Origin of the sequence: Cryptosporangium sp. NPDC051539 (assembly GCF_044454545.1) — a bacterium.
GTDB lineage: Bacteria > Actinomycetota > Actinomycetes > Mycobacteriales > Cryptosporangiaceae > Cryptosporangium.
The window spans coordinates 280,450-303,436 of record NZ_JBITDV010000005.1; the positions used below are offsets into that span (position 1 = coordinate 280,450).

General features: G+C 73.8%; 3 protein-coding genes. 2 read left to right on the forward strand and 1 reads right to left on the reverse strand.

The features are described 5' to 3' along the window. The first annotated feature begins 5 nt into the window (after window positions 1-5). Both ACIBZJ_RS17800 and ACIBZJ_RS17805 read left to right on the forward strand, forming a co-directional pair. Window positions 6-572: a hypothetical protein gene (locus ACIBZJ_RS17800; RefSeq protein ID WP_395930711.1), complete on the forward strand. Its 567-nt coding sequence runs from the start codon at window positions 6-8 to the stop codon at window positions 570-572. Continuing rightward, window positions 569-1,786, forward strand: coding sequence for a hypothetical protein (locus tag ACIBZJ_RS17805; RefSeq protein ID WP_395930713.1), 1,218 nt, complete (start codon window positions 569-571; stop codon window positions 1,784-1,786). The genes ACIBZJ_RS17800 and ACIBZJ_RS17805 overlap by 4 nt, the downstream gene beginning before the upstream one ends. Here the strand turns inward: ACIBZJ_RS17805 and ACIBZJ_RS17810 are convergent. Next, entirely contained in the window at window positions 1,783-22,974 is a 21,192-nt protein-coding gene (locus ACIBZJ_RS17810) for a toxin glutamine deamidase domain-containing protein (protein WP_395930715.1), read from the reverse strand. The two genes, ACIBZJ_RS17805 and ACIBZJ_RS17810, sit on opposite strands and share 4 nt — an antisense overlap. Window positions 22,975-22,987 lie beyond the last annotated feature (13 nt).

Here is a 22,987-nt window from a genome sequence, read left to right on the forward strand (position 1 = left end):
CCGAGATGGATTTTGTGCTGCCGGTCGGGCACTACCTGGGGCCGGTGCATCCGGCACCGGAGAGTCCGCCGACCCACCACTCCGTCCGCGTCGGCCGCACCCCGGCCCGGCTCGCCGATCAGGATCAGCTCGACGTCTGGCTGCTCGCGCACGGCGTCCCGAGCGAGGTCGGCGACCGGCCGTGGAGCCGGAAGCTCCTGCTGGAAGCCGCGTCCGAAACCGGTGTCGGCGACGCGGAGGCCGCGTTCACCGACCTGATGGCCCGCGGTCTGCTGATCGAGGCCGCGGCGGACGCCACCGACGCGCTGTCGCCGGTGCGGCACCATCGCTTGCTGCCGCTGCTCGTCGGGCTCGGTACCGGGCCCGGCGAGCCGCTCGACGTGATCGGTGTGCCGGGCCTGCTGATCGCGCTGAAGGCCGAACCGCGGGTGTTCGAGCTCTGGGAGTGGGGCCACCGCTGGCCGGATCTGTGGTCGGCCTGGCAGGCGCTGTCACTCGACGACAACGACGGGCTGCGGGCCGTACAGACGTTGATCGCACACGGCGCCGCCTACCTGGACGTCATCTCGTGATCGTGCCGATCGGCCATCTGCTCGACGTCTACAACGCCGAACGTCCGTGGCCGGAACTGGTGCCCGCGGCGGTGCGGGTCGGCTCCGAACGGCACGAGCTCACCGAAGACGAGTACCGGGTCTGGTGGCTGGCCCACGGCGTCCCGGAGCTGCTCGGGCACGGACCGTGGACGGCGGACCGGATGGTGTCGCTGGCCGACGGGTTCGGGTTCCGCGACGTCGGGCCGACGATCGAGGCGCTGCTCGCCCGGGGGCTGCTGGCCACCGTCGACGAACGCTTCGCGGCCACGTACCGGCTGATACCGCTCGGGACCGGGCTGGGCAACGACCCGGACCAGGACGTGCGCCGGTTCCAGGTCGGCGTAGGCGGGGCCGCGGTGCTCAGCCTCCATCCGCTGGTCTGGCTCGCGCTGTTCTCCGCACCGGGCGAGGCCGACCTGGCCTCGACCTGCGACGCGCTGCCCGAGGGTTCGTACGACGAGGTGCTCGGCCTGGTCGTCGACGCACTGCACCCGATGCTGGCCGCGGGGGTGCTCGCACTGGACGCGCGCCGGGACGACGGGGAGTTCGTCGAGGTAGCGCAGTCGTCGGAGGCTGGAGATCGAGTGATCTACCCGGTCGGGCAAGCGGGCGGCCCGGTCCACGCGCTCGACGGGGCGCTGCGCTCTTACCACGTCCGGGTGGGGCGGCGGGTGCACGAGCTCGACGAGGTCGAATACTTCTGCTGGCAGACCGCGCACGCGCACTCGGTGGTGGGCGAGGACACGCCGTTCGATCGGCAGGTGCTGATCGAGCAGTTGCAGCTCGTCGCCGACCGGGCCGGGAACCGGAGGCTGCGCAAGCCCGAGCCCGCGGTCGACGGGCTGTTGCGGCGGGGGTTGCTGGTGCCTGCCGACCCGTCCGGCGGGCGGGACTTCGCCACCGGTTACCGGCTGCAGAGCCTCCATCACGGGCTCGGGTACCAGCCCGGCGACTACTACCAGATCGGGCAGGTCAGCCACGCGCTGGCAACGCCGCTGCGCCCGGCTCCGCTGAGCGGTGGGTTCGATCCGCTGCTCGTCGGGCTGTGGCAGTGGGGGCCGATGTTCGGCACGCTCGCCGACGCCGACCGGCGGCTGCGGGAGCGCGGGCCGGGCGGCCCGCTGTTCTCGGTGCTGAGCCGGTTGATCAGCCCGAACCAGTCGGCCTATCTCGACGTCGCTCGCAGCCGCTAGGGCAGGTGGCTCAGCCACCACTCCAGGATCGGATCCGGGGTGGGGTTGCCGTTGGCGTAGTAGTCGAGTTCGCTGACCACCGCGTAGATGCTCGCCCTGGCCGCCGTGGCACCGGCCTGGACGGCGCTGCGGGCGATCGCCGCCGCCACTTCGGCGGCCGCGGCCCGCACCGGGGGCTGGACGCCCGGTGCGGCGGTGTCGAGGCCGTAGATCGCACCGACCAGGCGGGTGCCGGGTGCTTTCGGGAGCAGCGGCAGCCGTCCGACCCGGAGCGTCGGGTCGGCGTTCGCGAGGTTGGGCGCGATGACGCCGGCCCCGTCGTCGGCGACGATCGTGACCGGGCCGCCGGGTACGGAGAGCGTCCGGGCGGTCTGCGCGACCGCGGCCCACCCGGCCGGATCGGTGGGCGTCGGCACCGAGTGCAGATGGGTCCGGACGAAGCCGGGATCGAGTATCCCGGCGACCCGCTGGACGGTGTCGTCGGCGCCGAGCAGCAGGAATCGGCTGCTCGGTGCGGCCGCGACGACTTGGCGCAACCGGGCCAGCAGGTGATCGACCACCGCGACGACGTACGGACCGGTCCACTGCAGAGCCACGTCGTAGCCGGCGCCGATCTCCTGGATCCGGGCCGGATCGGTCACCCCGTGGGCCGCCGCCGTCGCTCCGACCACGCGATCACGCTGGGTGATCGGCGCAGCGGCGGACATCCCCGACGGAGGCGTCACCACCGGTGCGGGCGGGGTCCTGGGCGCGGGCGGCGGGGTCGTGGCCAGCGCCGCCTCGATGTAGGTGACCAGGTTCTCGATCGTCTGGCGCTGGACGAGCTGGAACTGCTCCTCCGCCGCCATCCGCTGGGTGTGCCCGGACGCCCGCTCGCTCGCCCGCGACTTCTCGGACTGGTCGGCGAGCGCGTCCGCCGGTGAGTAGAGCCAGTTCGCTCCGCGCGAGAACAGCGCGGGCACCAAGTACATCGCGGTATCGAGACCGGCGGTGGCCCACACCGTCCCGAACGCCCCCGCGTAGACCAGGTCGGCCCACACGGTCCGGTGCAGGAACTCGCGCCCGTCCTTCTTGCCCCGCAGCACCGAGACCACGTCTTTCGCGGCGTCCCGGACGTCGCCGGCCAGCTGCCGTGCCGGGGAGCCCGGCGTCGTCGGCCGGGCCTGTGGGGAGGGAGCGGGCAGCACCGGTGGCGCCGGTATCGGCGCCACCGACAGACCCTGCTGCGCGCGCAACGCCTCGAGGTTCCGCGCGACCTGGCTGAGCTGATCGATCAGCTGGTCGTACTCGGCGGCCCGGCGGGCGGCTCGCCCAAGCTCCAGGTCGGCCTCAGCGCGCTCCCGCTCGTCCTTGAACGCGTCGCCGCCGTAGTGCAGGTGGGACTCGCCCGCGCTGTGGGCGAGCGGCGCCAGCAGCGACCCGCCGAGCCCGACCGCCACCGCCACCGGATGCGTCTTGAACGCGCCGACCACGCCGGTGATGAACAGCCCGAGCCCGGACGGCGACGTCGCGGCCTTCAGGTAGTACTGCGGCCAGGACGGGAAGTACGTGGCCAGCCACGGCCGCGACACCTCCCGCACCCCGACCTGCGTCGCCCGCGAGGTCGGCCGCTGCGGCCGGGCGTCCGGATCGGTGTCGACCGGCCGCAGACCGGACCGGGTCACCAGTTGATCGACCTGCGAGTCGATCGCTTCGCCGGACCGCAGCAGGCGGTCGCGGGAGGACGCCGCGACCGACTCGTCGCGGTCGCGGTGACCGCGGTCGCGGTCGAACTGACGGTCGGCGTCGGCGTCGACCTCGTTTTCCTGGTCGGTGTACTTCCCGGTCTCACCGGCCATCGCGGTCAATCCGGCGGTCGGAGCGGCGAAGACCGACGCACCGGCCAGGTCGTGGTTGCCGGTCACGAACGCACCGATCACCCAGCTCGCCGCCGAGCTCGTCGGACCGGGCGCGGTCTTGAGCAGATACGCCGGCGCCGCCGGCACCGCGGATCTGGGACGCCGGTCGGGGGTCGGCACCGCCCGCGGGTCGAGGCCGCTGCCGCTGCCGGACACCGGGCCGGGGGCGGGTGCCGCGGTGATACCGAGCACGCCGAGATGGAACGACACCCCGAGCAGACGCTGTTCCAGCCGGAGTTCGGCGGCCGACCGGGTGGCTCGGCGGGTGTCGGCAGCCGCCCGCTTCCGGGCCGCGTTCCGGTCGGAGCGGCGCTGCCCCAGCCGACGGGTGTGGTACTCGCCGAGGCCCGCGGCCGTCGGCAACACCGAGCCCAGCCCGAGCAGCGCGCCGACCACCGAGCCGGTCGACACCGGCGGCTTGGGATGGAAGTGCACGCCGACCGCGAGCGCGGTCACCAGTGATCCGACGCCGGACGAGAGATACGCCTTCCGGATGTAGGTGCCGGGTGACGGCACCCCGGTCGGACGCCCGGCGCCGAACCGGTAGCGCGCGGCGGAGTCCCAGCTGTCGTCGAGCCGTCCGAGTCCGATCGCGACCCGGGCCGCCGCCGGGCTCGCACCGTCGAGCGCGATCGCGCCGAGGGCCCCGGACCGGCCGATCGCTTCGCGCTGACCGGGCAGGATCCCGAGCCGCGCCGCCGCCGACGCCAGCCGCGGCGACGGCGGGAACCGACGCACGGCCCGCCGCGCGAGCAGCGTCTCGACCAGCGACCTCGGGCGGACCTTCCCGCCCAGCACCGACTGCCGGGCGACGACGCGGAGCATCGCCCGTTCGCCGAGCACGTTCGCGTCCGGGTCGCCGTCGTGCTGGGCGACGCGTTCGGCGACGAACTTCGCCAGGTGCGCCTCGATGTCCAGCGGCGACGCGTCGCGGGCGACCACCAGGCGATCCGGCTCGAACCGGCTGGTGAGGCCGGACGGGAGGTCCTCGACCGAGACCCGGAACTCCACTCCGGACGGCGCCACCCGGAACGTCGGGCCCTGGCCCGTCACGGATTCGACGTCGAGGTCGGCCGCGAACTCCCGGGCACCGAGGAGCCGGTCGACGGCACGCAGCGTCGACCGCTCGGAGCGCGTCCGCCGATCGTCGAGCCGGTCGAGCAGATCGCTGACGTCGGGAGGAGCGTTCCGCCGCTGGTCGACGGCGCCGGGCAGGTCAGCGGCCAGGCCGAGTTGCTCGGCGAGCAGGCGCAGCTCGACCTCGAGGTCGGGCTGGGTACGGCCGAGCGAAGCGTCCGACAGCCCGGCGCGGTCGGCGAGCAGCCGGAACCGGGAGACCGCGACCGGGTCCATCGTCGCGGTGCCGGGCTGGGTGGTGGCGAGCCACTCCGCGACGCGGGCGGCGACCTCGAGCCCGAGCACGCCTGAGGCCGCGTCCGGCGCGAAGCCGAGCGTGGCCCGGCCGCCGGTGATCGTGAGGTCGGCGACGGCCCGGCCCGGGCGCGTAGTGACGTCGAGCGGCAGCGAGCGCCCGTCGCGCAGCCGCAGCGCGTAACCGCCGCTCTTCGGCCGCTCCAGGCTGACGTCCCGGCCGTCCGGCCCGTTCCAGGCGTCGACCGCGCTCCGCAACGCCCTCTCGATCGCCCGGCGGGCCTGGGCCGGCGAGCGCCCGACCCGGTTCGGGTCGTGCCCGGCGATCAGATCCCGGACGCCCGGCGGGAGCGCCTGCCAGCGCAGCGCGGCTCCCGGCCGGCCGTACCCGAGCCCCAGGTGGGTGATCAGCTCCTCCGACCGGCGCCGGGCCCAGCGCGCGTGGGATCCGTCGGCGATCATCCGGTCGAGAACGAAGAGTTCGGAGAGCGAGGCCCGGTCGACGGCCGACAGCTCCGGGGTCTGCGTCGGCAGCGCGGAGTCGCGCCGGACCAGCGCGTCGGCGTCCGCGAGCGTCCCGTGGGTGAGCACCTCGCGGAGCGCGGGCGCGGTCACGGTGTGCCCGGCGATCGGCGGCGGTCCGCCGGAAATCGCGGGATCCGCGGCGAAGATCGGGGCCAGCGCCCGGGTGAGTTCGTGCGCGACCGCCGCCCGGATCCGATGCGGGGCGGTCTTCTCGGAGATGTCGAATTCCCAGCTCCCGGCCACGTCCGGGCCGCCGGTGTCGGCGTCCTCGAGCCGGGCGACGACGCCGTCGGGCAGCGTGTCGACGTAAAGCCGCAGGTCGATCCGGCGCCCGTCGCCGAGGTGCAGCGCGTACCGGTTGGGCCCGGCCGAGACGGCCCGGACACCGAGCGCGTCCGCGACCTCGACCACGGCCGACTCGGCGAGCCGTTCACGCGGGTCGAGGTGGACTTCACCGGCGAGTTCGGAGAGCAGGTTGCCGACCGGCGCCGGGAGCAGCGCGCGCCGGACGTCGGCGTCGGGGCTGCCCGCCACCAGGCCGAGTTCCTGCGTCAGGACGTCGATCCGGCGCTGGATCCAACGGCGCTCGGCGCGGCTCGCGTCGGTGCGGTACTGGTCGGCGAGGTAGCGGAGCTCGGCAGTGGACGCCCAGTCGGCCGGAGCGAACTCGCGGCTCCGCACGTCCCCGGGACGCAGTACCGGATCGGGCACCGGCCTATTGCCGTGCGCGCGGGTGGCGGCGATCCGGGCCACTTCCCGGGCCACCGCGGCGCGTGCCGCCAGCCGCCCGGCCCGCGGGTCCAGCCGCCCCAGCCGGTCGAACGCGCCCGTCGAGACATCGAGGACGGCGGTGCCGGTCGCGCCGTCGTAGCGTCCCCGGGCCAGCTCGGCGCCGGCGGTGGTGGCTTCGGCCCGGACCGTGACCGGGGAGCCGCCGTCCAGGACGATCTGCAGCTCACCCGGCGTCCCGGTCGGGCGGATCTCGCGCACCCCGTCGACCGGCCCGAGGCCGGTCAGCACGTCGCTGACGGCGTTCACGGTTTGATCCGCGGTCCGCCCCCGGCCGACCGGGTCGGTGCGCTCCACCGCGGCCAGTGCGTCCGGGTGCTCGGCCCCGAGCACTTTCCGCCGCTCGGCGACGCCCGGCGCGTCCCGGTCGAGGCCGTACCGGCGGGTGAGCGTCGCGAGTTCCTGACGCAGCCGGGCCCGGTCGAACGGTGAGCGCTCCTGCCGGATCTGCCGGTCCAGCATCGCCAGCTCGGCCATCCGCCCGCGGTCGGCCGGCGTCGCCACGCTGCCCGCCGGTGCGCCCGACCGCAACACCTCACCGGAGGTCACCCGGGGCGCCAGCTCGGTGGCCAGTGCGCTCGCCAGCGCCCGCTCGATCTCGGCCCGGCCGGCCCGTGCGTTCACGACGAGGCGGTGCCCGCGCACCTCCACGAACTGCCCGGTCTGGAGTGACCGGGCCTCGAGGTCGAACTGGCGCCCGCCGATCGTCAGCTGATTCCCGGCCCGCGGGATGCGTCCCACGCCGAGGGTCGTCGCCACGGCCGGTAGGGCGGCGATCGCGTCGGCCAGGGCACCCGACTCGCTCGCGCTCCCGCGGCCGCCGTCGCGTTCCGCGACGATGGCTCGGACGTCGTCCAGCAACTGGTGGCGCCGGTACTCGACGCCGATCTCACCGGCGTTCAGCCCGAGGGCCCGGATCTCCGCGTCGAACCGGGCTCCGAGGCGCGCGGCCCGGCGTCCGGCCGGGGTGAACCGGTTCGGCTTGCCCGCCTCTCGCACGGCCTGCTCGTACTGGTGCGCGAGCACCCCCAGCGACGCCACCCGCGCCTGATCCTCCACCGACAGGTCGCCGGCCGCCGCCGGGTCCAGCACGGCACCGGCGAAGAACCGGTTCGTCGCCGTGTTGGGACTCCATTGCGTGTACGGCGCCGCGCCTCCGGGGGGCTGCTGCGCGAGCATCGCGGCCAGCGCGCCGGCCGCCGACCGCGCGAGTTGATCGGTCCGGGTCCGCTTGTGCGCCAGCAGCGGCACCTGCCGCCGGTTGACCGTGATGCTCGCTCCGGCGCCGTCGATGTCGACCGACAGATCGGTGTGCTGGTCGAGCGCGAGCACACCGGCGACGACGTCGAGTGCGAACGTCCGCTGACCCACCGTGACCCGGAACAGGTCGCCGTCGCGCGTGAACGCCGTGATCAGCCCTCGTCGCTGCGCCCGGACCAGCTCGTCGCCGACCTGCGTGACCGCGCGCCGCACCGCTTTGCGCGGACGCCCGACCGCGCGCACCGCCGACGCGTGTCCGGCGTCGAGCAGACCGGCCTCGACGAGCAGCCGGAGCCGTTCCGCGCTGCCGGCCACCCTCGAATGCACGCCGACCTCGGCCGCCCCGATCTCCAGCCGCACCTTCGCGGCCGGCCGGCGGCGCCGCGGCGCCGCCCGGTACTGCTCCGCGAGCAGCCGCACCGAGGCGATCGCGGCGTGGTGCGCTGCGCTCCACTTCGTCGCGTCGAGCGGCAGGCGGCGGCGGACCGGACCGGCGATACCGGTCACCGAGTCGACGGTTGCGAACCGCGCCCACTCCGTGACCAGCTGGATCGCGGCCTGCTCCCGCTTGGCGGCGTCCCCGTTCCCGGCCACGAACAGGCGGTGCGCCGAGCCCGGGGCGTTCGGCAGCTCCGCGAGCGTGTCGTCGGGGAACGACGTCCGGTAGATCGAGAGGCTGAGCTGTTCGTTGCCGCGCCGGACGGTCAGCCGGTTCGGGTCGGCGGGATCCGCCTGCACGTCGAGCGACCGGTCACGACCGAGTTCGGACCGCAGGCGTGCGCGCAGCCCGGCCACCCAGGCGCCGGTGGCGCCCTCCCGGCGGTCGAGCGCCGCGCGCAGCGGGGCGTCGAGGAGTGCCCGGCGCTCGGGTGAGCCGAGCGTGTCGTGGCGCAGCCCCATCGAGCGGATCAGTTCGTCGATCCGCTGCTCGGCGACTTTTCGATCCGATCGATTGCCGTCGAGGGCCCGGTCGGCCGACCGGCCGGAGGCGCGGGCGGCGGACCGGCCGGAGGCGCGGGCGGCGGACCGGCCGGAGGCGCGGGCGGCGGACCGGCCGGAGGCGCGGGCGGCGGACCGGCCGGAGGTGCGGGCGGCGGACCTGCTCGGGCCGGCCGGGCGCTCGAGCAGAGCCGAGAGCTCGGCTTCCTTTGCCCGGTCGGCCGTGGTGCGGTCGGTGCGCACCGAGGAGCGGCTCTCCCCCTCCGTGTAGACGTTCGGGCCGGTGTTCTGCCGCCGCGCCGTGACGGCGGCCGCGACCGCGCGCGCCAGCGAGGTGCGGTCGTGCATCCGGACGTCGATCGAGACGATGCCCGGGGTGGTCAGCGGCTGGTCGTCGGTGACCAGCTCGATCCACAGCGGCCCGCCAGGCAGCGCGTCCAGCATCAGCAGCGGCCCGTCGACCACCACGGGCACGTCGGCGGCGAGTTCGGCCGCCCGGCCACCGATCCGGACCAGCTGCTCGTGCGTCGGGTCCAGCGTGCGGAGCACGTCCACTTGGTCGTGCACCGCGGGCGGGATGAGCCCCGCGTCGCGGAGCGCCCGGTAGCGGATCGTGCCCCCGGCATCGCCCGGCCGCAGCTTCGCTCCGGCCAGCAGGCGGCGGGTCGCCGCGGTCGCCGCCGGTCCTCCGCGGGCCAGTTGCTCGGCGAGCACCCGCAGCTCGGCGGCGACCGTGACGTCCGCGGTGGTCGCTGCCGGTGCGGTGGCCGACGCCGGGCCGCCGGTGATTCCGGGGCCGGTGGGCCGGCCGGCCAGCGCGCCGAGTTCCGGGCCCAGCAGGCGCGCGAGCGCGGCCTCGTCGAGGTCGACCGGCACCCGCAGCTCGAAGCCGGTGGCCGGGTCGCCGCGCAGCTCGAGCGGGCCGATGTCGATGCGCAGGTCGGCGGTGTTCCGGTTGGCTCGCAGCGTCAGGCCGCCGTGCGTCGCGTTGCGCGAGACCGACCCCAGCGACCGGGTGAGCAGTTCGGTGACCTGGCGGGCCCGGACGACCGAGGGCGGTTCGCCCTCCAGCGTGGCCAGCAGCTGTTCGCCGGCCGAGTCGAGCAGGCCGCGCCGGGCGATCGCCGGACCGTCCGTGCCGGACATCCCGAGCTCGGCCGCGAGCGCGGTGGCCAGCGCGGCCGCGGCGGCCCGGTCGGGACCGGGTGAGGCCGCGCGGCCGAGCGCGAACTGCAGCTCGGCCAGCGCCCGCTGGTCACCCGGCACGAGACCGATCGCCGGCGGCTGGAACGGGCCGGGCCGGAGCTGGCGCGGGCCGTCCTGGGTACCGGCGACCCGCGCGGCCATCTCGGCCAGCGCGCCGGCCGCCGCCACCACCGCGGTCAGATCGTTGGCCTGGTCGTCGACCAGGAGTTCGGCCGAGCCCCGACCGGTCTCGTACCACTCGGCGGCGACCGACCCGACCGTCGGCTGCAGGGTGACCCGCACGTCGGTGACGCCCCGGGCGGTCGGCACCGAGAGCACCAGCGTGCCCTGGTCGACGCGGACGTCCGAGCGGAGCGCACGAGCCAGTTCGTCCGGCGCCGTGAGGATCGCGTCCTTCACCGCCCGGGGCGCCGGCCCCGGGCGACGGCCGTCGGAGAGCGCCGTACCCGAGACCGCCGGCGCCGGGCCCACGCGCGCGGCCAACGCACGGGCCCTGGCCTCGGCGACGGATCGCTCGCGGGCGTTGCGCGCGGCCACGGTGGCCGCCGTGGCCGTACCGGCGGTCGGTACCGGCACCGCGGACGCGGTCCAGGTGGCGAGCGCGTCGAACCGGTTCCGCAGCGGCGGCAGCGGATCGAGCGCCGCGATCCGACCGGCGAGCCGCGGGTCGAGTGCCGCCCGCGAGGCGGGCGTGTCGAGCCCGGCCACCCGCAGCGCGGCCCGGAACTCCCGCAGGATGCCCGGACGGCTCCAGAACCGGGTGCCGTCGAGCTGGTCGAGCAACCGGGTCAGGTCGGCGATCCGGGCGTGGTCGCGGGGCGTGAACCGCGAGCGGACCGGCGTCGTGCCCGCTCCCAGCTGATCGGCGCCGGAGGGGACCCCGGCCCGGTACGCGGTGGCCTGGTCGAGCGCGATCCGCACCGCCCGGTCGACTTCGCCCGGGGTCAGCCGGTCGGAGAGTTCGAGCGTCACGCGGCCGGTGCCGGTGACGACCGAGCGGGCGACGTCGTCTGCCCTCGGCACCGCGCGCACCTCGACGGTGAGCGAGCCCAGCCGGACCCGCCCGTCGGGCAGTTCGGTCGCGTTGCCGAGCGTCCGCAGGGTCTCGCGCGCAGTCGTGACGACCCGTCGGGGGGTCGGCAGCAGCCGCCGACCGCTCGGCCCGTCGACCGTGAACGTGGCCCGCTCGTGCGTCGCCGGCGCCGGGCTGGGCGAATCCGGTACGCCGCGATCCGGCTGCTGCCCGGCGTCCGCCTGGGCTTGGAGGTCGTTCAACGTACGGGACCAGTCCGCGAGCCGAGCCTGTTCGGCCGCGAGGTCGGCCAGCTCGTGCTCGCGGCGGGCGCGTTCGGCGGCCGCGGCGCGGCTGTCGAGCACGTGCCGGCGGACGTCAGCCGGCGTCGCGGTCCAGCCGCGCACCACGTCGGCGACGTCGGGGGCGAAGGCCGCCAGACGGCGGTCGAGGTCGGGACCGCCGTCGAGGCCCAGGTGGGTCAGTAAGGGATCGAGGTCGCGGGCCGCGCGCCACCGGGCGTACCGGCCACCGGAGGAGAGCTGTGCGTACAACTCGAGCAGCTCGGCCTGGCGGCCGCGGCCGTGTGCGGTGAGCGTGTGGTTCCCGCCGGCGTCGACCGTGTAGACGGGTGCGTCCGGGCCGGGGGCGGGCGCACCGTTGAGCACCGCCGTGGCCTCGGCCAGTTCGTGCGCGAGCGCGCGGCCGACGGCGCGGATCGGCGCACGGTCCGAGACCGTGACGACGGCCTGGCGGATCGATCCGTCGGGGTTGCGTGCGTAGCTGACCGTCGCCACGTCACCGTTCGTCGTGGGCCCGACCTGGACCGAGACCGTGAGGTTGCCGGAGCGGTAGGTGCCGACGCCGGCCGGCGTCGTGTGGTCGGCCAGCCAGCGCACGGCCGCGCGCCGGACCGCTCCGGGGCGCGGGATCCGCCAGCGGTGGGCTCCGAAACCCGAATTCGGGACGGCCGCCGCGGCACCGGACGTACGGTCGCCGACGACCGTGACGCCGAGCTGCTCGAGCTGGGCCGCGACCGTCGGGTGGACGCCGAGCGGGAAGACGTAGCGGAGGGTCTCGTCCTGGACCTCGGCCAGGTCGGTTCGCGCACGTTCGAGCAGGCGGCGGGCGTTCGGGCCGTCCGGTGCGGAGGGCGAGTAACCGATGCTGACGTCGAGTACGCGCCGACCGTCGACGATCGCGTCGACGTCGGCGGTGAACGTGCCGATCCGCCGGTCGGTTTCGAGGACCCAGTCGTGCGAGCGGAGCAGTTCGACGGTCGCGTCGAGCCGGTTCAGCGTGATCGCGTGCAGCGCCAGGAGGAGGGGGGTCGCCGCGTCGGCGTCGGTCCGCGCCCGCCGGAGCGCCTGCTCGACGTCGGTGAGGCGTTGCCGCAGACGGTCGACGCCGGGCACGTCGTGTTCGTCGAGCGCGGTGCGGAGCTCGGCGGCGATCGTGCGCAGCTGGTCGATGGCCGGGAAGACCTGCGGCGCGGTGGGCATCGGGGAGTCGCCGGACTCGTCGCGGTGGACGATCGCCCGCTCGAGCTGGTGCTCGAACGGGATACCGGCGGCGGCCGCGTGGTCGCGCAACTGGCTGACCAGCGCGTCGAACGCGCCGGGGCGCCCGTCGAGGTCGCTCCGCAGACGGTCGAGGTTCGGGCCGGCCGGACCCCAGCCGAGGTCGGCGTACTCGTCGTAGGCGGTGAGGCCGCCCTGGGCGAGGCCGGCGATGTCGATCAGCGTCTGCCGGATCCGGGCGACCGGCGTCGGCCGCTGACCGGCGTCGAACCGCTGCTCGGGGTTCCAGGTGACGTCGCTGAGCACCCGCGTGCCCGGGCTCAGCCGCAGGACGTCGGCGGGGGTCGGGTACCCGGGGTCGCCCGGTTCGAGCAGCGCGGGGCGGATCGCGTCGTCGATCTCGGCCCGCTGCCGGAGCAGCTCGTCGTAGAGCCGCTCGGGATCGGTGTGGCCGTACTCGCTCAGGATCGCGTCGAGGTCGACGTTCTCGTCGCCGGCCAGCCCGAGCCACAGATCGGCGGTGACCGCGCTGAGCAGCCGGAGTTCCTCGCTGAGCCGCGTCATCACGGTGCGCGCGGCGGCCGCGTCGCCGGAGCCGGGGTACCAGCCGTTCGGTGGCTGCCAGCCGTAACCGGCCTCGGCGAACGCCAGACCGGCGTCGCCGCTGACCTTGTCCGGGCCCTGGAGTTCGCCGACCCCCGACTCCCGCAGCCAGGTGTCGAGCTCGACCAGGTACTGCGCGGTGGCGTGCGGGTCGGTGGTCCGCACCCGGAAGTGGCGGGCGTACAGGCTCCCGTCCGGGCGCCGGTCGACGCTCGTGCGCACGCTTCCGCCGTCGCCGGGCAGGTGCGCGGTGACGCTGACGCGGTCTTCGTGCGTTCGTACCTCGATCTGGACGCGGAGCGTCTCGCCGATCAGGCGGCGGATGTCGTGGCCGGCGAGAAGAGCCTCGTCGTCGCTGCGAGGCACCAGCTCGCCCCAGCTCGGGCGGCGTCCGGCCTGCTCCCAGGGGCGGTTGGTCCACAGGTGATCGGTCGGGACGCCGGGCGACCAGCGATCGAGCGCCTGCCGGACGTCCGCCGGAACCCAGGGCAGACGGGCCTCGTACCCACGCGAGCCACCGTCGAGCGCGGAGCCCGGAGGCCGGAGCCCGAGGTGGTCGAGCAGCGGACGCAGGTCGCGATCGGCGCGGAACCGCGAGAACGGGTTCGAGGACGCACGCCGCTCGAACAGGTACCGGATCTCCGCGAGGCGACCCCGGTCGTGAGCGCTCGGGCCGTTGGGGTCGAGCGGGCCGTTGCGGGTGAGCAGGTCGGGACCGGCCGGAACGCCGTCCAGCACGGCCGCCGCCTCGGCGATCTCGTGCGCCAGCGCCCGCCCGACCGTCCGCAGCGGGGCCCGGTCCGAGACCGTGACCCGCACGCTCCGCGCGGTCCGGTCGATGTCGCTGACCGCGACCGGCGAGCCGGTGTCGCCCACGTCGACGCGGATCTCGAAGCTGCCGGTGCTGCGACGCACGCGGTACCGGCGGGAACCGTCCACGTCCCGGCCGAGCGCCTCGATCGTGTCGACACCCGCCGCCGCGGCGAGCCGGCCCATCTCCCTGGCCACCCGCCACCCGACCGCGCTGGGCCAGGAGAACCAGCTACGGCGTCCGTCGAAGACCGTCCCGGGGACCGCCGAAGCCTCGATCCGGTCTACTCCAGGTCCGTCCCCGGAGGTTCCCCCTTCCACCGGAAGAGCCACCGGACCGTCTCCTCGTCCGGCAAGGCCTCCCCGTGGGTCACCGTCGGAGTCAATTCTTGCGCCCGCTCCGGGCTGATCTCCTGGAACTGGGCCCAGTTTTCCTGGTCGAACAGGATCAGATGCGCCGCCTCCGGGTCGTACACCCAGGCCTTCTCGCGCCGGTTCCACAGGAGAGCGTCGGGAGTCGTCGACTCCAGGATCACGATGCTGGTCGGAGTCGGGTCCTCCGCGCCGCGCTTGTAGAGCGCGTAATAGGTCAATGCCATCCGAGCCCCGCCCTTCCAGGGATTCCCGCGCCGCCGGGCTGATCGGGAAGTCCCGCTCGCCGAGACCGAACTCCGCCAGTAGATCGTCGAACTGCCAGTTCTCGCTCGTCAACCATTCACGGTAGTCCGTGAAAACACCCCAGAACTTGTTCGCCCACGCGGCCAGGCTGTCGTCGCGGTTCTCCCAGACGGCCGCCAGCGACTCCGGGGGTGTTTCGAGGCCGGTCGGAGTCTTGTCCGCGCTGCCCGCCCGGAGGTACTGCAGCAGGGCGTGCACCGCGAGCACCGGCGACGTCCCGGGCTCGCCCAGGACGCGGTCCCACTTCGTCGTCGTCGGCGCGAGCCGGGCCTGCCTGCTGGTGGGCAGTTCCAGCGTGAACAGACGTCCGTCGCTCGCGCCCGAGGATCGCCAGGTGGTGGTCAGGCCTTGCCTGGCGTTGCCGCGTCCCCACGTGCTGACCGCGCGGACGACCTCGTAGCCCTGGGCGGTGAGCGCCGCGACCAGGGCGTTCACCGCGGGGACGTAGGCCGTCCCGCCCGGGAGCTCGACCGAGAACGCGAGCACGTCGGAGACCGTGGCGAGGTAGCCGTCGACGCCGAGGTAGTCGGACCTGACCTGGTAGTCGCGCACGACGGAGTCCAGATCGCGGACCTTGCTGGTGACCGGCCTGCCGTCAGCGGCCCGAGTCAGGTCCGAGGCGAGCCGGCCCTCGGGCGCGGTCGTGCCCGCGTGCTCGGTCGACAAGACCGTCAGATCGTGCGGCGAAACCGTGGGGGCGGCCGGACGGACCGGGCGCGCGAGCGTCACCGGCGGCCGGGCCGAGCCGAAGAGCCGGCTGGGGATCAGGTCGCGCCCGTCGGCGGCGCGGAAGAGGGCGGCCTCCCCCCACGTCGTCGGCACCCGGCCGGCCGGATGGACCAGCGTGCCCCGGTCTCCGCCTGCCACCCAGGTTCCGTCCGCGAGTTCGCGGATCTCCACCTTCAGCGCCACGCTCGCGCGACGGCTCCTCGACCACTCGTCGGGCCAGGCCGAGAGTGGTTCGTCCGGGCTGTGCGGTACGAACGGCACCGCGTCGACGCCCGCCCGCCGTGCGGCGGTCAGTCGCCGGTTGTCGACGCTGGTCAGCGAGCCGTCTCCCCAGAGGACCCCGTGGAGGGGGCCGCCCTTCCAGCCGTCTTCGGCGAGCACGTCCGCGAGCTCGTTGATGCTCAGCGAGGCGTCGCCGATCCGACTGCTGATCGAGCGCTGGGTGAACGTGATGTCGTGCGGGCCCACCATCCGCGTGAACGGCAACGCCTGCGCGATCTTCTCCGGCAGGCGAGGCTGGTCGGTGCGCGGGACCTCGCCGAGGCCTCCGGGATAACCGAGGTCGGCCCAGGTCGCCGGACGTGACCCGACCGACGCCAGCCGCGCGGGCGTGGCGGGTTCCATCATCGCCGGCCCGGCGACTACTCCGGCGGCTCGCCCTTCCAGCGGAAGATCCACCGGACCGTCGACTCGTCCGGCAGACTCTCGCCTTGGGTCACCGTCGGAGTCAGCTCCACCGCCTCGGCCCGGCTGATCTCCCGTACCCGGTCGAAGTTGCGCCGGTTGAACAGGATCCGATGCGCTGCCTCCGGGTCGTACACCCAGGCTTTCTGACGGTGATCCCACAGAAGCGCGTCCGGAGCCGTCGCCTCCAGGACGACTATCCCCGAGGGCTCGGGGTCGGCCGCGCTGCTCTTGTAGAGCGCGTAATAGCTCAGCGTCATGAGGCCTCAACCTCTCGGCGGCCGCCGGTCGAATTGGCAGATCGCGATCATCCAGTCCGAACTCGGCCACCACATCGCCGAGTTCGAGCCCCTCGTTCCTCAACCACTCACGGTAACGCTCGAACAGGTCCGGATATTGGGCCACCCACCGCGCGAGGCTGTTGTCTTGCTCCGACCACACCGCGGCGAGAGCCGGCGGGGGATCGTCCAACCCGAGCGACTCCGCGCTGACGCCGAGATGCTTGCTCAAGCCGAGGTGCCGCAGCATCGCGTGCATCTTGCGGGCCGGAGCCTCCCGGGGCTCGGCGAGGATCCGATCGAGTTGCGCCCCGGAATCGGCGGCGCGCGACGACTCGGCGGTCGGGAACGACAGGTCGAACAGGCGCCCGTCGTGCGGCGACCGCATCGATACGCGCAGCCCTTGGCCGAAGTTGCCCGCTTGCCAGGTGCTCGTGGCATCAACGACCGTGTACCCACCGCGGGTGAGCGAGTCGATGATTTCGGCCAGCGCGGCGCGATAGTGGGCTCCGCTCGGCAGCTGGAGCGAGAACGTCACCACGTCACTGCGGTCGGAGACGTATTCCGAGGGCCCGAAGTACCTGGCCTCGTCGAGATAGTCGAATGCGACGGCTTCGACGCTGCGTGTCGTCCACGTGGGCTGCGCGGGAACGTCCCGGAGCCGGTCGGCCCGAGCGCTGATCCGGGACAGGTCGGCCTCGATCAGCGGAGCCGAGTAGGCCGCAGCGCGCACCGACGCCTCGATCTCCGCGCGCTCTTCCACGGTGATCGACGGTTTCGTGGGCTTGGCCGGCGGGCGGCCGAGGGTGACCGGCGTCTGATGCGTACCGAAGAGGTTCGCGGGCAGAAGGTCTCGACCGTCCGCGGCGCGGAAGAGCGCTGCCTCGCCGAAAGTCTCCGGCACGTGCCCGACCGGGTAGACGACGGTTCCTCGGTCGCCGCCGGCCACCCAGGTTCCGTCGGCGAGTTCCCTGATTTCGACCGTCGACCGGCCGAACTCGCGACGCTTCTGGTCCCAGTCGTCCGGCCAGTCTTCGAGACGCTCGTCCGGGCTGTGCGGTACGAACGGCACCTCCGCCAGTTCCGCCCGCCGTGCGGCGGTCAGTCGCCGGTTGTCGACGCTGGTCAGCGAGCCGTCTCCCCAGAGGACCCCGTGGATCGGCGCTCCGCGCCAGCCACCGTCGGGGGATCTCAGGACCTCCGCCAGCTCGTTGACCGTGAGTTTTCCGTTGCCGGTCTTCTCACTGATCGACCGTTGGGTGAACGTGATGTCGCGCGGGTCGACCATCCGGGCATACGGCTGGGCCAGCGCGATCTTCTCCGGGAGCCGCTCCTCCCGGTTGGCGCGCGGGACGTCGTCGATACCGCCGGGATAGCCGAAGTCGCTCCAGGTGGCCGCACGGGCGCCGACGGTCGCCAGCTCGGCCGAGGTCGCGGGCCGCATCATCCCCGCACCGCCCCGGAGCGACGGCGGTACATCCGCACCGAGGGAGTCGGGCGCGCCGGGCCGATCCCTGTCCGGGGTGGGATCGCCGTCCAGGGGCGGATCCCCGTCCGGGTTGGGATCGTCGTCCGGAGTGGAATCGTCCTCCGGGGCGGGGGCGCCGGCGGGGTCGGGGGCTGGGTTGGCGTCGGCGGGGGACGCGCCGGCCGGGGTGCTCGGGGGCGGTGACGCCGGGAGCCACATCACCGCCTGCCAGTCCGCGTCCATCATCGTCCGACGGCCGATCCAGTCCTGCCCGAGCCCGGACCGCCCAGCGATCGCGATGTCGTTCGGCGACGGGAACCCGCGCCGGCCGAACGACGAGATCGCGGCTCGCCGCAGCAGGTCGTTCGCCGCGTCCCGTTGACTCTCCAGGTCGGCCAGGACGTCCGCCGGCTGCACTCCCGGGTACGCCGCCGCCAGCGCGTTCAGCCGCTCCTCCGACACCGGCTGCCGGTCGAACCACGCCCGCACCAGCGCGATCTGCGCGTTCACGGCGTTCCGCTGGTACGCCAGCCGGTCCAGCAGCAGGTTGGCCGCCGCCGGGGAGCCCCAGTAGAAACCGGCCCGCGCCCACGCGTACGACCCGACCCTCGTCGCGCGCAGCTCGATCCGCGACACCCCGGACTCCACGTACCAGGACTTCAACATCGCGTTGAAGGCGGTCGCGAAGCCGCGGCCCTGCGTGCTCATCCGGATGTCGTCCAGCTTCGCGTGCAGCGACCCGCCGTACCGGCTGACCGAGAAGTGCACGTACCCCGCCGGGCCGCCGGAAGCGTCGGCCACGTTCACGTGCACGGTCAGGTGATCCAGCCCGACGATCACCCGGCTCAGCGAAACCGTGAAACCGGCGTACGACGGCCCCACCAGCCGGTTCTGCACGACGTCGGCGATCGCGTCCTGCAGCCGGGCGGCGTCCACCGCCGACCGCGGAACGAGATCGTCGATCAGTGGCGGACGGCCCTGCAGTTCCCACGCCGGAGCCGTGTCCGCGGCCGTCTCGTCGATCCACGGCTCCGACATCGCCCGGTCGTGGTCCGACACGAACGGCAGGTCGTCCGGTTGCGACGGCCGCTCGGGCAGCTGGTCGACATCGACCCCCCGTGTGCGCAGGTCGCTGTTCAGGTCGCTCAGCTCCTGCGTGAGGAACTGGTACGACACGATGCTGTCGGCGCTGCCGAGCGTCCGGATGAGGTAACGGCGCTCGGCCAGCCGCCCCTCGGCCACCGGATGACCCTGCTGCTGCAGGGTCCAGGCGATCTCGTGCACCCAGGCGCGGGTCAGGTGCTCCCCCGCGACGCGCGCGTTGACCGAAGTCAGGTGCGGGTCGCCCGAGGTGCCCGCGCGCAGCGCGGTGCCGGAGACGTCGGTCATCCCGTTCCCGACGTGCGCTTCGAACACGACCGGTGACCCGTCGGTCAGCTCGACCGTGACCGACGTGCCGTCGATCCGGATGCCCGCGACGCCCGGTCCGAAGTCCTCGGCCCGCAGCCGTTCGGCTGCCGCCACCAGCTCTCCCGGCACCAGGTCGGGCAGGTGCGCGCCCCGCCCGTCGGGCGTGAAGGTCGAGTGCGCGACCGACGGCGCTGCCGGGTCCAATGCGGGAGACGCCAATGCTGGGGACGTGGAGTCTGGGGACGTGGAGTCGGGTGCGGCCGCGGGCTGGGCGGCGGACGGGTTGAGCGGGTTGCCGTCGGGGTCGAGCGCGACCGACCAGACGCCGTCGGTGGTGCCGACGTAGAGCGGGTCGGTGGAGACCTCGCCGACCTGGGCGTCGACCCAGTAGATCGTGCCGTTGTGGTTGACCGCGTTCCAGGCGTGCGAGCCGCCGCCCTGCGACGGGTCGGTGCTGGTGATGATCGCCGCGGAGGCGCCGTGACCGGCGTTGCGGAGCTGGTCGGCGATCTGGTTGAACGCGTCGGTCGCGGTGGCGCCGTTGTACCGGAACGTCGCGCCGAGGGTCTCCTCGGCGCGCTGCCGGCCGTTCGACTCCCCGGCCGTCGAGGGGGTTCCGTCCGGGCCGGAATCGGGCGTGCGCGGCGCCGAGACCTGCGGATCACCGCGCCACGTGCGCAGAAAGCTCAGCGCGGTGTCGAGGCAGTTGTTGGCCCGCGACGGTGTCGCCGACGGACCGCCGTCGTTGACCAGCCCGAGCCATTTGGCCAGCGGATGCGGGAACCGCTCGGGGCGTCCGTCGCTGCCCGTGGGCACGGCGTCGGCCAGGGCCGCCTGATCCGAAGGATCCGGCTGGTCCAACCCACCCGGCTCCCCGTAGGGCCGCCCACCAGCAGGCGTCTCGGGTGCGGGCGGCGCCTGGGGGATCGCGCTGTCCCCGGAGGGAGTCGCCGTACCGTTGCCGTCGGATCTGTCCGTCGACGGCGCCGGGCCCGGGTCCACTGGCGTCACGCCCAGATCCGGAACGAGCTTGCTGCAGGTCGCCGGGCACGGGTCCGCGTAGACGCCGGTCCCCTGACCCCATCGGATCTGGACCGGGATCAGCTGACTGCCACGCAACGCTTTGAGCGCGGCCTCACGCGCCGCCTCCGGCGGCCCGTCGTAGTTCGCCTCGAACTCGTACAGAAAGTTCGAGAGGAGGGCCACCTCGGCACACTTGCCGTGACTTCTCGGAACGCCGCTCGGGTAGTTCGCCCTGTCGGCCCGGATAGCGGTCGCGATCGCGTCCAGCCTGGCTTGAATCGCCGGATGGGGGGTCGGCTGGCCGCCGATCATGCTGGTGTGGACGTGGATCGTCCCGTCCGGGGTGATCAACGCGCCCGCCATACCGGGCAGGTACTCACCACGCTGCGCCTTGTTCCAGCCGTTCGCCGTCGTATCGGCGCGGACCTGCGAACGCACCTGTTCGGCCAAGTCGCGGACCGCTGCCGCTGCCTGCGCGACCGGATCGCCGTTCGGGTCGACCTGCTGCGACGGGGCGCTGTAACTGACGCTGTTGCCGACCGCCGGTGCGGAAGAGAACGGCACGCGCGGCTGCGGGTTCGCGTCGGGATTGGACTCGGTCGACGGTGAGCCGGGGTCGGGTGCGGCCTGACCGTCACTCGGCGCGGTGTTGTTCGGCCGGTCGGCGTTCGGATCTGCTGAGGTCGATCCTGGCGACGCTGGAGCCAGCGGCGCTACGGCGAGCGGGACCGGCGTGGGGTTCTGGGTCTGGCCGGGGGACGGGTTGACGGCGGGGGTCGCCGGACCGGGTGCCGGCGCCGGTTGAGGAGTCGGGCCGGCCGGCTTGGTGTCCGGGCGTCCGGCGGTGGGTTGCTGGTTCTGCGGGGTCGACGTCGTGGGGGCGTTCGACGTCGGCGTCGCCGGGTTCTGCTGGGCGTTCGACGCCCCGCTCGGGTTCTGGCCCCCGGTCGGATTCTGGGGCCCGGTCGGATTCTGGGGCCCGGTCGGGTTGGGAGCCGCGGACGGGTTCGGGGTCGGGGCTCCTGCGGGGTTCGGGGCCAGTGGGGCCGCGTTGGGCTGGTAGGCGGGCACGCCACCTACCGGGACTCCGTACTGCGGCGCACTGGGACTCTGGGTCGGGTCCGGCGCCCGCGACTGGTCCAGCGACGGCCCCGCGTGGGACGGCGGCGTAGTCGTCGGCCCGGCCTCGGACGGCGGCGCGTTCGTCGGCCCGGCCTGGGCGGGCGCGCCCTGGTTCGTGTCGACCACAGGCGCGGCCGGAGATGGCGAGGCCGCGCTCGGGCCAGGCTCCGTGCCGAGCGGCGTCGACGTGTCCGTGCCGGGCGGCGGGCCGGTGTCCACGGAGACGGGGGCCGGGGTGCCGGTGCCGGTGCCGTCCGGAGTGAACGTCGACGCCGTCGGGTCGGGCGCGAACGCGGGGGGTGCGGTCGCCGGGCCCGGGTCGGGCGCTGCCGGCGCCGCGGTCGGGTCGCTCGTGGGCGGCGGCGCGAGCGCGGACGAGATCGTTCCTCCGCCGGACGGCGGATTCCCGTCGTTGCCCCCTCCGGTGTTCCCACCGGAGGTCGGATCGGACCCGCCACCGGCCAGCACGGAATCGCCACCGGGCCCACCCGGCCCACTCGGCCCGGAAGACCCCGAAGACCCGGAAGAACCCCCGTCCGAGCCACCCCCGTCCGAGCCACCACCGTCGGAGCCACCGCCGTCGGAGCCACCGCCGTCCGAGCCACCGCCGTCGGAGCCGCCCCCACCCACCACGACGCCGTTGTCCGAACCGCCGTTGTCGCCGCCACCGAAATCCAGGCTGTCGGGCGAAGGCGCGGTCAACGTTCCGCCGTCGGTACCGGCCAACGACAGATCCGGCCCGCCACCGGGATGCGACCCGAGCAACGTCTCCTTGAACCCCGTACCTCCGCCGGTGATCGCCGCCGACGCCAACTGCGGGGGCGAGATCGTGTTCGCCCGGCTCGCACCGGCCAGCGCCGAACTCGCGATCGAGTCGACCGGGTAGTCCCAGTTCCCGTAGACGACGCCGTTCCCGATCCAGCTCGCGGTCGGCGACGTCACGCTGTTGACCAGACCGACCGACACCGCCTGCCCCGGCGTCGCCAGCACGTGCTTGCCCAGCCCACCGACGTTCGTGGACGGCGAGTTGACCCGGGTGATCCCGCGGTTGATCCGGTCGATCGCCGAGTCCGACAGTCGCCCGGTGATCGCCCGCCCGACGCCCTTCTTCGCCCACTGCATCGCGGGCGCGACGCCCATCCCGATCGGCACACCGGCCGTCGCGCCGATCGCCGACGCCGCGGTCTTCCGGAAATCCCAGCTGTCTCGCTTGCCGGTCATCATCTGATAGGCCTGCGCCAGACCGTCGACCAGAACGACCTCTTCGATCAGCTCCTCGACGAGTTCTTCCGCGGCTTCTTTCGCGAGCTTCTTCAGCAGCTCCTTCCGGAGCTCCTTCTCGACGATCTTCCGCGCGATGTTCTTCAGCAGCTGCTTGAACGCCTGTTGGACGGCAAGCCGGCCGCCCATCATGATCGGCTGGATCGCGGCCGTCGAGCCGCCCGCGGTGAAGAACGCCGCCACCAGCGCGATGAAGACGCTGATGATCGTGATGATCACCGTGATCAGCGTCGTCAGCTTGTTGTACTGCAGCTCGAGCGCTGCGTTGTCGCTCATGCCGGCGAGCGACTGCGCCATGTCGGCGACCGCGCCCAGCCCCGACTCCGGCGACTGTCCGAGCGCCTCCCACAACCCGAGGAACGCGTACCCGGAGTCACCGCCCCATGCGTTCAGCAGGTTGTTGACCACCGGGCCGGCATCACCCAGCGCGTCGTTCAACGCCTTGCTGATCTGCCCCCACTCGTCGGCGAGGACCCACAGATCGTCCTCATTGCCTTCCGGCCACGGGTTACCGGCCGAGACTCCACAGATGAAGTCCCAGACGTAGTCGTATTCGCCGAAGTCCGGCTTCCAGACAGGCATGGGCCCCCGTTGC

What these genes read in the sequence shown, in the direction of transcription:
- ACIBZJ_RS17800 (WP_395930711.1), top strand. Translation starts at nt 6, where the DNA reads ATGGATTTTGTGCTGCCGGTCGGGCACTACCTGGGGCCGGTGCATCCG.
- ACIBZJ_RS17810 (WP_395930715.1), bottom strand. Translation starts at nt 22,974, where the DNA reads ATGCCTGTCTGGAAGCCGGACTTCGGCGAATACGACTACGTCTGGGAC.